Raw genomic sequence first — 11,998 nt, 5'->3', positions numbered from 1 at the left:
CACCGCGGGGCGACGCCACAGGACACCGCCATGGATCTCACCCATTACCGCACCCTCGGCCGCTCCGGCCTGCTGGTGAGCCCGCTCGCACTGGGCACGATGACCTTCGGGGCGCGACGCTGGGGCACGGACGCCGCGGCGTCGCGCGCAGTGTTCGACGCCTACGTCGACGCGGGCGGCAACTTCGTCGATACCGCCGATCTCTACAGCGACGGACGCAGCGAGGCGATGCTCGGCGACTTCATCGCGGACGCGGGCACCCGCGAGCGCCTGGTGGTGGCAACGAAGTCCGGCTTCCCACGCACGCAGGGCAATGCCCACGGCGGCGGCAACGGCGCCAAGAACATGCGCGCCGCGCTCGACGGCTCGCTGGCCCGGTTGCGCACGGAGTACATCGATCTGTACTGGATGCACGTCTGGGACCGCATCACGCCGCCCGAGGAAGTGCTGCAGACGCTCACCGACGCGGTGCGGGCCGGGCGCATCCTGCACTACGGGTTTTCCAACACGCCCGCCTGGTACGTGGCCCGGGTGGCGACACTGGCGCAGGCGCACGGGCTGCCGGTGCCGGTCGGGCTGCAGTACCAGTACTCGCTGCTCGATCGCGGCGTGGAGCTGGAACTGCTGCCCGCGGGCGACGCGCTCGGTCTCGGCCTGGTGCCATGGAGCCCGCTTGGCGGTGGCCTGCTGACCGGCAAGTACGGCCGCGAAAAACTCGCCGATGCCGCGCGCAGTTCGCGACTGCCGGTCGACGCGTCGGGGGATGACAGCGCGCGCGGCGACGATGACGGCAGGCTTGATGGCGACAATCCCTTCGGCGGCATGCTGTTCACCGAGCGCAACTTCGACATCGTCGACGTGGTGCGCGACGTGGCCGCCGAACAGGAACGGTCGATGGCGGAAGTGGCGCTGGCCTGGACGGTGGCGCAGCCCGGCGTGTCGTCAGTGCTGGTGGGCGCCAGCCGCGTCGGCCAGCTGCAGCAGAACATCGCCTCGCTCGACATCACCCTGACCGCAGCCCAGCAGCAACGCCTGGAGGACGCGAGCCGGCCGCCATCGCTCAACCCCTACTTCATCTTCCAATTGCCGCCGCGCATGCGTTTCGGCGTCGACCATGCAACGGGATGGGGGCAGCGGTAGCGCAGCAGAGCGTGGTCGTTGCTTCGCTGTCGCTGTCGCTATCGCCACCCGGGCCACGTCTTGCAGCGCGCTGCTGGCGACGCTGGTCCGGGCACGGCGCATGTTTGCCTCGAACTGCTGGAACGTGCGCAGCTGCGCGACGTCACGGTGGCGTTGAGCGGCTGCAATCTGATTGTCGTCAGCTCAGCGGCGGCCCAGGCCGATACATCGCGTTCTGCGCCCGGATCGCTTCCGCGATGCGTGTCAGAGCCGGCGCGCACGCCGGCCCCGTGCATCTGGAGTCAGGCGCCGAACGCGCCGTCGATCGTATGCATCGCGCCGGTCACGAAGCCCGCTTCCGGGCCGGCAAGCCAGGCCACCATGCCGGCGACTTCTTCCGGGCGGCCGTGGCGCTTGATCGCCATGAAGCTGTGCATGACGTCCTTCATGGGGCCGTCGGCGGGATTGGCGTCGGTGTCGATCGGGCCGGGCTGGACCACGTTGACGGTGATGCCGCGCGGGCCGAAGTCGCGCGCCAGGCCGCGCGCGAGGCCCTGCAGGGCCGACTTGCTCACCGCGTAGGAGGCCATGCCGGGCAGGGGCATGCGGTCGCCGTTGACCGAGCCGATGACGATGATGCGGCCGCCTTCGGGCATGCGCCGCGCCGCTTCCACCGAGGCGTGGTAGGGCGCGTGGATATTGATGGCGAACAGGCGGTCAATGGCATCCGGGTCCTGCTCCAGCGCGTCACCGAACAGGGCGATGCCGGAATTGACCACCAGCACGTCCAGCGGGCCGGCGTCGCGGACCGCGGCGATCACCGCGTCGCGGTCGGCACTGTCGCAGCGCACTGCGCTGCTGCCCGTCTCGGAGGCCAGCTGGTGGGCCGCGGCTTCCGAGCCGGAATAGGTAAAGACGACCTGCGCGCCCTCGCTTGCGAAACGCCGGACGATGGCGGCGCCGATGCCACGGCTGCCACCCAGAACCAGCACTCGCTTGTGTTCGAACCTCGACATCTGACCGCTCCTTGTGAGTTTGTGTAGTGGACGCTACAATTAGCCTATGCAGCTGTCAATGAAAATTTAGCGATGACTACAAAAAGCGGGCGTCCGCGCGGCCGGCCGCGTGGCTTCGATGCCGATGCGGCGCTGGCCACGGGCAAGCGGCTGTTCCACGGGCAGGGCTACGACGCGGTCGGCATTGCCGCCGTCACCGGGGCGCTGGGCATCAACCCGCCCAGCTTCTATGCGGCCTTCGGCAGCAAGGCCGCGTTCTTCGCCCAGGTGCTGGCCAAGTACTCGCGCGAGGCCGGCGTGCCCTTCGACGAGCTGCTTGCCGATGGCCAGCCGGTGGCCGTGGCCCTCACCGCCGTGCTGCTCGAGGCCGCGCGGCGCTACACCGCCGAGCCCGAGGCACGTGGCTGCATGGTGCTGGAAGGGCTGGGCTGCGACGATCCGGATGCGCGCTGCGCGGCGGCAGCGCACCACCAGGCGGCCGAGGGCGCGATCCGCCGCTTCGTCGCGCAACGCCATCCCGAACAGGCCGAACGCGTGACCGACCTGGTCGCCACCACATTGGCGGGACTTTCGGCCATGGCGCGCCAGGGCGTGAGCGCCGAGCGCCTCGTCGCAGTGGCCGAACTGGCGGGCGAAGCGATTGCGCAGGCCCTGCCATCGCCATCGCCATCGCCGGCGCCGAAAGCGAAAGCGAAAGCGAAAGCGGCGAGCGGCAAAACTGCCGGCCGGAAAGCCACCGCCCGCGTTTGAATCCGAAGGCGTGGCGTCGGCAGCGGGATATGGCGCATTGCCGCGCGGTTCCCGATGGCGATAACGGGTCGAGCTCACCTTTGCCCGGCGACCATGCGTCCGCCCGAGGAACAGGTGCACTTGGCGGTCACCATGCGCGGATCCGACGGGTCAGGTCGGGTCCTGGTCGACGACGGCCCTGCCGCGGGGACGGCTCCCGGCGCGGTGGCCGACGAGGCACCGGGACAGCGGCATGGTCTTCGGCTTTGGGCCCAGCGCATACCGTTGGTGGCCACTCAGGCGTTCGCTCCGGATATTGGCGGAGCACCGCGGCCGAGGATGTACAAAGCCCGCGACTGCGACAAACTGTCGCGTTGCGTAGGCTGCAGAGGGGTCCACACTTCGGGTCTCTGATGGCCTGCAGAAATGCGGTCGAGGCAATCATGTGAGGCGGTGGGCGCACCTCACGGCATGTGGTATCGGATCATCGCCCGGAAACAAGCAGACATGTACGACTGGTTCCCCATCGTCTTCATCGTGTTCAAGGTGGTCGTGCTCGGCACGGGCATGTTCTTCGCCATCAAGTGGCACCACGATCAGGCGAAGAAAGACGCGCAAGAGAAGAAAGACGCGGACGAGCGGAAAAGGAACGAGGCCGGTGGCGGCTAGGAACTGCCCGAAACGCTGACAATGTTGGGCAGCCTTGACCCGCGCACTCGCCGCGCTCGTCCTGCGCCCGACATTCTGTCCTGCCATCGCAGCGTATCGACGCCCGCAGCGCAGGCGCGCGTGCACGGCTCAGGCGTCGCGCGGCAGCGCCATCACGAACGTGGTGTAGCCGTCGGCGGAGTCGCCGGTGACCTTGCCGCCATGCGCGGTGGCAATCTCGCGCACCAGAAACAGGCCCAGGCCCAGGCTCAGGTGCTCACCCGCGGAGGCGTTCTTCGCGCCCCGTCGCAGCGGGTCGAACATCGCAAGCAGGGCCTCGTCCGTCAGCGGGGCGCCGGCATTGCGCACAGATATCCGCACGCAATCCGCATCGCCGGTGACTTCAACCCATACCTCTGCGTCCGCGTCGCCGTACTTGGCAGCATTGGTGACCAGGTTGTGCAGCGCTTCGCGGACGCGCGATGCATCGAACCGGCCCTGCGTAGTGCCGGCCGCGTCGAATTGGATGGAAGTGGCAGGCAGGGCGGCCCGCAGGAGTTCCACTTCGTCGGCCACTGCCGCGCGCAGATCGCATATCTCGCGCTGCAGATCCATGCCCACGCCGAGCTTGCTCCTGCTGTAGGCGAGCAGGTCGTCGAGCAGCTGCGACATGCGCTCTCCGCCGCTCAAGATCCGTTCGACATAGGGCGCATACGGCGTGCCGCGTGTCTTCTGCATGAGCATGTCGGCGGAGAGCACGACCGCCGTGAGCGGGCCGCGCAGATCGTGGCCCAGCGCGCCGAGAAAGATCTGGCGCCAGGACTCCACCTCTGCCGAGTATTCAGCCAGGGATTCGGCCAGGGCCTGGTCGATGGCCTCGTTGAAGCGCACCAGGTCCGCGCCCGATTCCGCGAGCGCGCCGTGGTCAGCCCACAGCCGCAGCACAGCGGCGCGCAGCGCCCGGTACTCGGCCACCATCTGGTTCAGGCCGAAGCCGGCCGCGGCGCGCGTCCTGCCGTGATAACTGGCGGCCGATTCCGGCCCGCTGCTCGGCGGCGCACGACCTTCCGACTTGGCTTGCTGCGCCGCGCGGGTCTGCGTGCTTCGCAGATCGAGCACGATGGCCTTGAGGATCTGCGGAAGATGGTTGCGCAATTCCTTGGCACTGAGTTCGACGCCCGCCGGGGCCTGGGAAAGGGCGAATTCCGCCGCGCCTTCCACAATCTGCGGGGCGTGGGCCTCAATGAAGTCCGCAAGTCTCATCTGATTCGCTCCCGTACGCATTCAGGGTAAGAGCATAAGCGATGGATGTCGCGGCAATATTCATGTCCGATGGCGCCCGGACACCCTTGCGGCGCTGCACTGGACGGAAAGTCGCAGCCAACCTCGCGGTCCGCTGCGGTGATACCGGCGCGCCGTCTGCGATCCCGCGCAACAGCGTCACGTCCGCGAGAAGGCTCGGGCCGTGTCCGGCTGAGCCAACCGTGATCAGCCCGGGCTGGAAGACCTGCAGCCGCCGCGCGAATCCACCGGCCTGCAGGATCGCGGCCACGTCGGCAGGTGGCAGCACGCCGACATCCCGCTCGTAGGTGTCGCGGATGCCTTGCAATGCGGCGGGCGCGACTTCGGCCATCGTCATCATCTGCAGCCAGGCGGGCAGCAGCACCCCGTAGGCGGGCGATGCAGTATCGAAGGCAAGGTCGGAACTGGCCAGCAGTCGGCCGGGCGCAGGCCCGCGGCAATGCCGCAGAAGAAGCGCGCGCGCTCTGCGCGGTCCACGATGAACTGCGAGACCAGGACGCATGTCGCGGCGTCCAAAGGCGTGTCGACGGCCAGCGACTCCAGGAACCCGTGACAGCGTCCGTCAAAGCCGTCGGGCCAGGGCACGGCAGGCCTCGATCGTCGCGCCGGACGGATCGACCGTCACGAACGTCCAGCGCGGAAAGGCCTTTGCCAGATGGGCAAGTTCCGGCCCCGTGCCTACGCCGACGCACAGGATGCGCGCTGCGTCGGGCAGCCCGGCCAGCAGCGGGTACATGCAGTCGCGGATCGCCGCGGTCGTCGCCCGTTGGCGGTCGTCGCCGGCGGCCTGCTGGTCGAACAGGGCAACGAGTTCGTCGGACTGCATCTCGGGGCCTTTCGCGCCGGGTGGCAGCACCTTCGATCCTATCCAGCGCGTCAAGCCGCTTCGGCTGTCGCCTGCACTGCATCGCGCCGCGCTCACGGCGGTGCGGGCGCACGAACCGCGGATGGTGGTGGGCATCGCGCGCGACGCTAGCGCCGCTGGTGCTGCTGCAGATGCCTGCACAGCACCTGGAACGCAGGAATGGAGGTGGGGTCGATCAGCGGATTGGAGGGCTTGGGGAACGAGGCCAGGCGCACGATCACCACCCGCGCGGTGAAGTCCACGTAGATCGTCTGGCCGTGAACCCCGCGTGCGGCAATCACCTCGTGCTCGCCCGGGTACACCCACCACAGGCTGGTATAGCTGCCGCCGATCAGCGCCGGATAGGCGGTGCCGAACTTCGACGGATCGCCGCCGCCACGGATGTGGCGCACCACCTCGGCCGGGAACAGCTGCTCGTCGTTGATCTCGCCCTCGTTGAGCATCAGCAGGCCGAGCCGGCCGAGATCGCGCAGTCCGGCGCTGAGGCCGCCGCCGGCGTATGGCGTGCCGATGCCGTCGACCAGCATGTAGCCCGACTGCTCGGCGCCCATCGGCCGCCACAGGCGTTCGGAGGCCAGTTCGGCCACCGACTTGCCGGACGCGCGCGCGACCAGCCAGCCGGTCATGTCGGCGTTGACGGTGCGGTAGTGGAAAGCCTCGCCATGCCGGCCCTCGGGCCGCACCTGCTGCAGGTACTCGAAGTAGCCGTTGGGACCGGTATAGCCGGCCGGCTTGGGCAACGGACTGGCCGCCGCCGAGTACTTCCAGATGTCGGCCTCCGGATCGCTGTAGTCCTCCGAGTAGTGCAGGCCGGTGGTCATGTCCATCACCTGGCGCACGGTCGCGTCGGCGAATGCGCTTCCGGCGACCTCGGGGACGAGGTCCACCACGAGCGCCTGTTCGTCGAGCGCGCCTTCGGCCACCAGCATCTGCGCCAACAGCCCGGTCAGCGACTTGGTCATCGACATCACCGCATGCTGGCCGTCCTCGGCCAGGCAGCCGAGGTAGCGCTCGTACACCACCCGGTTGTCGTGGAAGACGAGCATGCCGTCGGTGTAGTTCACCCCCAGCGACTCCTCCCACGTCATCGGCGCGCGCTCGTCGAGCGGCTTGAACACCAGCGCGTCGATCTCGGCCTCCATCCGCTGCCGCTCGGAGCCGGGTGCATACGCCAGTGGCACCGCGTTGCCCAGGCCGCGGCTGACCTCAACGCTCGGCAGCAGCTGGCGCATGTGGCACACCGACCAGCGCAGTTTCGGAAAACTGAAATACACGCTGTCGGGCTGGGTGATCCGTTTGTCGGGCGGCGGCGGAAAGCCCTGCATCCAGCCCATTACGGTCGGGTCGGATTGAGCTGCGGTCAGCGGAGCATCGTCGCCAGGCACTGTCGGGCTGCCGGTCACGGACGGCTCCCTAGTAGGTGAAGAACAGGGTGGCGAAGGCATCGTGCCAGTCGGGGGTCTTCTGTCCCTGGCTCAACGCGCGGACGCCCTTGCCGGGTCTGGATACGCTGGCGCCGAGGGTCAGGAACACGTGCGGATTGATGATGCGCACGTACTCCAGCAGCAGGTCATCGGACAGGTGCGTGTACGGCACGCCATTGACCACCGCCAGCCGGCTGCCCAGCCGTTCCAGGCGCGTGGCCTGGCCGAACTGCAGCGGACTGTTGAGTTGGTTGGCATCCAGCCGCGCCAGGCGCACGGTCAGCGAATCGCGCTGGGTCGGATTGACCGCGAGCGCCAGTTCGTTGCTGCGCACGTTGGTGTTGATGAACACCATCGAGGACTTGGACCCCGACGCCCAGTTTCCGGGCGAGCCTTCGTAATACAGCGGATCGAAGCGCTCGAGCGCGCGCGTGTTCGGGTTGTCGCCGGAGAAGGTCTGGTACGTCCAGGTCAGCGATGGGGTCCAGTGCACGTCGTGGAAGGTGTAGCCCACGCGCACGCGCCCGCCCCAGGCGCGCAGGTCGATGCGGTGGTTGCGCTCGACGGCCAGGTCGGCCGAGAGCAGCCAGTTGCGCAGGTGCCCGGTCGTCGGCGTCAGCTGGAAATACAGGTTGAGCGCCTTGGTGCCATGGCGGCCGCCGGGGATGATCGTCGAGGGGCCGATGCCCTCGGGCGCGGCCTGGATGTAGGGCGAGGTCGACTTCAGCACGTGGATGTAGCTGGCGCCGGCGAAGTTGCCTGGCTTGCCGTCCCAGCGCCAGTCCAGACCGGCCAGGCGGTTGTGGCCGTCGTTGGACTTCAGTTCGTTGGGCGCGATGCGGAATGCGGTCAGATACCCGGGTCCGGTCTTGAAGCGGGCGATCGCGGCATGCCGCCATGCCTTGCGTGGGCCGAACTTGAGCGCGCCGCGCTCGAAGCCGCTCTCGCCGCCGGTCGCGATCAGCATGCCGTCGCCCAGCAGCAGCTCGCGCGGCCCTACCGAGACGTCCCAGGTCGGGTCTGCGCCCTGGGTGCGCAGGCCGATATAGCCCGACTCGATCGTGGTGGCGCCCTTGTTGGTCGCGTCGAAGGCGTCGGTGCCGCGCGTGAACGAGCCCACCACCGAGGCCATGCCGTACACGTCGAGGTTGCCGGATTCATGGACGAAGCTCAGGCCGGGCTTGAAATATCCTTCCAGCCAGTGCGTGTCCGGGCCGAAGTTCGCCTGCGGGTCGTAAACGCGCGACAGGTCCCAGAAGAGGTTGTACTCGGCCACCAGGTTGAGGCCGCCCTCCGCGTGCCAGTTGACCGTGGTGTTGTCCGTGCGCCAGAGCACCGTGCGCGAGTCCGTCTGTGCGGTGTTCCCGGAAGCGTCCTGTGCGTAGGCGGTGAACATGCAGGCCAGCAGACCGACACATGCCGCGCTCTTCGCCAACGTCCTGTGCGTACCCATCAGGTCCTCCTGAGCGAATATCGCCGGAGCGCGCCGTCAATCTAGGCTTGGAGGCGTGCCGGAAACGTGACGGTTACGCACCTGCAAGCCGTGCCGACGCGTCCGTTTTTTTTCGCCGCGCGCAGCTTGAAGCCGCGCGACCGAACGCGGATCCGCGGGCTGCGGGGTGGCGCCGGTCGGCGCGTGCGCGTCGAGCCACCGCACGGGCCGCCCCGGGTCTCAGGCGCTGAGGCACCGACAGGCCAGGCTGCGCCGATGGAATGGCAGACCAACCCCTTGCTGCGGGAGGAGATCGAGGCGCCGCGCCGGGCGCGCCCCGTGATCCCGATGCTCTACCGCTGGTGCCCCTGCGTGGGCATGACCATGCTGATGTGGAAGGGGCAGGCGGTGGGGGCGGTCTATCAGGATGGACGCTACTGGCTGAAATGGCGGCGCAGGCAGCACGCCGGCACTGCGGCATCCGCCGCCCAGGCCAGACGCTTCATGAGCCGCTGGCTGGCCGCGCGTCGCCAGCTCGCTCCGCTGCTCGACGAGGACCTGCCACCGCCGGCACTGATGCCGCTCGATACCTTCCTGCGCGAATACGACCACTGAGCCCGGTGGCCATGCAGCCGGGCCGATGCATTGTGCGACCGGGCTTCGGGAAACACCGGTGTGCGGCGCGCATGGTGCCGGCCCTGCATCGGTTCCGCGCGGCGCGGGGCGGTCCGGACGTGACACCGGATCCGCGAACGCCCGCAAACGTCAGATGACGAAGGCCTGCAGCTCGGCCATTTTGCCGTCGCGGAACCGCCAGACATCACAATAGGCGCGGATGGTCGGAGCACCCTTGTCGTCGCTGTCCTTCAGCTCGCCCAGCGCCACCACATGGTCGGCATCGGCGATCAAGCGGGTGACGGTGAAGTCCGGCGGCGGCGCATAGGCCACCGCCATCCACCGGCGCACCGCGTCCTTGCCCTCCAGCGTCGATTCACCGACCGTCGTCCAACGGATGTCATCGGTGCAATGGCGCAGGAATCCTTCGATGTCGCCGTCTGCGATGGCCGCATTGGCCTGCCGCAGGATTGCCTCCGGTCGCTCCAACATGCTGCTTTTCCTTGCCGGAATGGATGCCCCGCCCTCAGCGCGTCTGCGCGAGGCAGAACTGCAGGATCAGTGCCGACGCGTCCGGGCCCGTGGCGTCGGTATGGCTGCCGGTGGGGTCGCCGCCGCTCCAGGCATGGCCGGCGCCTTCGATCTCGATGTATTCGACCCACTCGCGGCCTTCTTCGTCGCGGTACCCGGTGCGGGTGACATCGCGGCCGCCCATCGTGCTGCGCGTGCTTGTGGCCGGTTGCAATGGGCGCGCGCCGGCACCGGCGGCGATCGCGTCATCGACGATGGCGCGGCCGTTGTCGACGGCGACGGTGCGGTCCGCGGTGCCGTGGATCACGATGGTCGGCACGCGCGTGCCCTGGGCGCCGGAATCGGTCCGGCGCGTGGCGCCGTGTCCCTGCATCGCGGCGAACGCACCGGGCATGTCGCGGGCGGCGGCGAACGGCAGGCCCGAATGCGCGCCGACGGCAGCGAACACGTCCGGATAGGTACGGCCGAGGATCACCGCCATCGCTGCGCCGGCGGACAGGCCGGCCACATACACACGCCGCGGGTCCACGCGATGGCGGCGCGCGATGTCTTCGACGATGCCGGCCAGCACGGCGGGCTCACCGTCGCCGCGCTGCTGGTCCTGGGCACGGAACCAGTTCCAGCAGCGCGAGCCGTTGTCGCGCGCGGTCTGTTCCGGATAGGCCACGAGCACGCCATGGATGTCGGCCAGTGCGTTCATGCGCGTGCCGGTGGCGAAATCGTCGGGCGTCTGGGTGCAGCCGTGCAGCATCACCATCAGGGGCACGCCGTCGCCTGTGGTCTCGTCCAGGCCAGGCGGTACGTACAGCGTGTAGGTGCGCGCGCCGGCCGGGTGCTGGAACGCGATGACGCTCGACGTTCCGCGCCCGCGTGCGGTCTCCGTCTGTTCCCGGGCTGGCTCGCCCCGCGCCTGCGCGGTATCGGTCGGCGCGTCGGCCCGCGCGCCCGTTGCGGGCGCAAGTCCGGCGCTCGCCAGGGCCTCGTCGATGGTCCTGCGGATGGTGGCGGCCGGACTGCCGTCGCCCTCCAGGCCGGCCGAACTCCAGGCGCGCCGCAGGGTGTCCTGCGCCCGCGCGGCCGCGGTCTGCGCCGCTTCGGACCCAGGCCGGATCCTCGACAGCAATGGCGAATCGGGCAAGGCTGCGCCGAAGCGGCGAACGAGCTTCTCGAAGGCTTTCACATTGGCTACCAGGCGGTGGGGAAAGTCCGCTACGGCAGGCTATGCCATCAACCGTGAGTGCGCTGCAGCAACGGAGGCCAGCGGCCGTGCCGGGGCAGTCGATCGCTCCGTATATCCGTCTCCGGGGCGGCACCGCGAGGACTCGCAAAACATGATCGCGCAGCAATTGCGCCACCCCGCCCGACCGCCGGTGACCATCACTGAATTCAGTTAGGATTTCCGGTCTTGGCCGGCGGTACGTCGTGTTGACGGGGCCGCCTCATCTCCAGGCAGGGGTCTTTCATATGTCCGCACTGAATCAACGCACGATCGCGCTCGTCAATGACCGTCAAGCCGTCATCAGCGAGGCATGGCTGGACAATCTCGTCGCCGAGGCGCGCGACGGCCGCACGTCGCGCCAGGAACTCGACGCCCAGGTCCGCGAATTCTGGAAGCTGCTGCTCGAGGCGATTGACGCCGGCGAGCCCCGCGATCTGCAGGGCCGCGAGTGGGCGGATATCCGCAACTTCCTCGAGGACTTCTCGCGCGACCGCGTACTCAAGGGTTTCAACTCGACCGAGACCGCGACCTTCATCTTCTCGCTCAAGCGTCCGCTGTTCGAGGCAGTTCAGGCCGGCATGGCCGATGCGCCGCAGCAGCTGGGCCAGGAACTGTGGGCGATCTCGCAGTTGCTCGACGCGCTGGGCCTGTACACCATCACCGCGTTCCAGAAGACCCGCGAGGCGGTGATCCAGCGCCAGCAGGAGGAGATGCTCGAGCTATCCACCCCGGTGGTGAAGCTGTGGGATGGCGTGCTCGCGCTGCCGATGATCGGCACGCTCGATTCGCAGCGCACCCAGGTGGTGATGGAGTCGCTGTTGCAGCGGATCGTCGAGACCGGCGCGGAAATCGCGATCATCGACATCACAGGCGTGCCCACCGTGGACACCCTGGTCGCCCAGCACCTGCTCAAGACCGTCACCGCGATCCGCCTGATGGGCGCCGACGCGATCATCAGCGGCGTGCGGCCGCAGATCGCCCAGACCATCGTGCACCTCGGCCTGGACCTGCAGGGTATCGTCACGAAGGCCAACTTGGCCGACGCGCTGGCGCTGGCACTCAAGCGCACCGGCGTGACCGTGAACAAGGCGGCCTGAG

Annotated in this window: 13 protein-coding genes; 5 read left to right on the top strand and 8 right to left on the bottom strand. The window is 68.6% G+C overall.

Annotated features, from left to right (window positions below):
* Nucleotides 1-30 precede the first annotated feature (30 nt).
* Nucleotides 31-1,140: an aldo/keto reductase gene (locus tag EGK76_RS14240; RefSeq protein ID WP_123833049.1), complete on the top strand. Its 1,110-nt coding sequence runs from the start codon at nucleotides 31-33 to the stop codon at nucleotides 1,138-1,140.
* Between the two features lie 281 nt (nucleotides 1,141-1,421).
* On the opposite strand, the gene bdcA is transcribed toward EGK76_RS14240, so the two are convergent.
* Nucleotides 1,422-2,135 carry an SDR family oxidoreductase gene (gene bdcA, locus EGK76_RS14235; protein ID WP_123833048.1) on the bottom strand — a complete coding sequence of 238 codons (714 nt, stop codon included), beginning with the start codon at nucleotides 2,133-2,135 and terminating at the stop codon, nucleotides 1,422-1,424.
* A 72-nt stretch (nucleotides 2,136-2,207) separates the two neighbouring features.
* Here bdcA and EGK76_RS14230 point away from each other — a divergent pair, with 72 nt between their 5' ends.
* Nucleotides 2,208-2,885: a TetR/AcrR family transcriptional regulator gene (locus EGK76_RS14230; protein ID WP_123833047.1), complete on the top strand. Its 678-nt coding sequence runs from the start codon at nucleotides 2,208-2,210 to the stop codon at nucleotides 2,883-2,885.
* Between the two features lie 486 nt (nucleotides 2,886-3,371).
* Complete coding sequence (locus EGK76_RS15565) at nucleotides 3,372-3,533, top strand: hypothetical protein (RefSeq protein ID WP_179948217.1); 162 nt, start codon at nucleotides 3,372-3,374, stop codon at nucleotides 3,531-3,533.
* Between the two features lie 129 nt (nucleotides 3,534-3,662).
* On the opposite strand, the gene EGK76_RS14225 is transcribed toward EGK76_RS15565, so the two are convergent.
* The 5 genes from EGK76_RS14225 to EGK76_RS14210 all read right to left on the bottom strand — a co-directional run bounded on the left by EGK76_RS14225 (nucleotide 3,663) and on the right by EGK76_RS14210 (nucleotide 8,556).
* The gene (locus tag EGK76_RS14225; RefSeq protein ID WP_096297021.1) at nucleotides 3,663-4,775 is read right to left on the bottom strand and encodes a sensor histidine kinase; all 1,113 of its coding nucleotides are present in this window, start codon (nucleotides 4,773-4,775) and stop codon (nucleotides 3,663-3,665) included.
* Nucleotides 4,753-5,316: a hypothetical protein gene (locus tag EGK76_RS15560; RefSeq protein WP_233580318.1), complete on the bottom strand. Its 564-nt coding sequence runs from the start codon at nucleotides 5,314-5,316 to the stop codon at nucleotides 4,753-4,755. The genes EGK76_RS14225 and EGK76_RS15560 overlap by 23 nt, the downstream gene beginning before the upstream one ends.
* A gap of 60 nt (nucleotides 5,317-5,376) precedes the next feature.
* On the bottom strand, nucleotides 5,377-5,640 hold the full coding sequence (locus EGK76_RS15555) for a class I SAM-dependent methyltransferase (protein WP_199730920.1): 264 nt from the start codon (nucleotides 5,638-5,640) through the stop codon (nucleotides 5,377-5,379).
* Between the two features lie 146 nt (nucleotides 5,641-5,786).
* On the bottom strand, nucleotides 5,787-7,082 hold the full coding sequence (locus EGK76_RS14215; protein ID WP_233580317.1) for a serine hydrolase: 1,296 nt from the start codon (nucleotides 7,080-7,082) through the stop codon (nucleotides 5,787-5,789).
* 10 nt (nucleotides 7,083-7,092) lie between these two features.
* Nucleotides 7,093-8,556 (bottom strand): alginate export family protein, encoded by a 1,464-nt coding sequence (locus EGK76_RS14210; RefSeq protein WP_123833046.1) that lies wholly within the window; start codon nucleotides 8,554-8,556, stop codon nucleotides 7,093-7,095.
* 255 nt (nucleotides 8,557-8,811) lie between these two features.
* On the opposite strand from EGK76_RS14210, the gene EGK76_RS14205 reads away from it, so the two are divergent.
* Nucleotides 8,812-9,150: a hypothetical protein gene (locus EGK76_RS14205; protein WP_123833045.1), complete on the top strand. Its 339-nt coding sequence runs from the start codon at nucleotides 8,812-8,814 to the stop codon at nucleotides 9,148-9,150.
* Nucleotides 9,151-9,300: 150 nt separating this feature from the next.
* Here EGK76_RS14205 and EGK76_RS14200 read toward each other — a convergent pair whose 3' ends face one another.
* Together EGK76_RS14200 and EGK76_RS14195 are read right to left on the bottom strand one after the other, a co-directional pair.
* Nucleotides 9,301-9,642, bottom strand: coding sequence for a nuclear transport factor 2 family protein (locus EGK76_RS14200; protein ID WP_096297025.1), 342 nt, complete (start codon nucleotides 9,640-9,642; stop codon nucleotides 9,301-9,303).
* A 34-nt stretch (nucleotides 9,643-9,676) separates the two neighbouring features.
* Nucleotides 9,677-10,861, bottom strand: a complete 1,185-nt coding sequence (locus tag EGK76_RS14195) for a PHB depolymerase family esterase (RefSeq protein WP_123833044.1) — start codon at nucleotides 10,859-10,861, stop codon at nucleotides 9,677-9,679.
* A gap of 284 nt (nucleotides 10,862-11,145) precedes the next feature.
* Between EGK76_RS14195 and EGK76_RS14190 the strand changes: the two genes are divergently transcribed.
* Entirely contained in the window at nucleotides 11,146-11,997 is an 852-nt protein-coding gene (locus EGK76_RS14190) for an STAS domain-containing protein (RefSeq protein ID WP_123833043.1), read from the top strand.
* The last annotated feature ends 1 nt before the right edge of the window (nucleotide 11,998 follow it).

This window comes from Luteimonas sp. 100069 (genome assembly GCF_003813845.1).
GTDB lineage: Bacteria > Pseudomonadota > Gammaproteobacteria > Xanthomonadales > Xanthomonadaceae > Luteimonas > Luteimonas chenhongjianii.
This window is presented reverse-complemented; position numbering and strand designations above follow the sequence as displayed.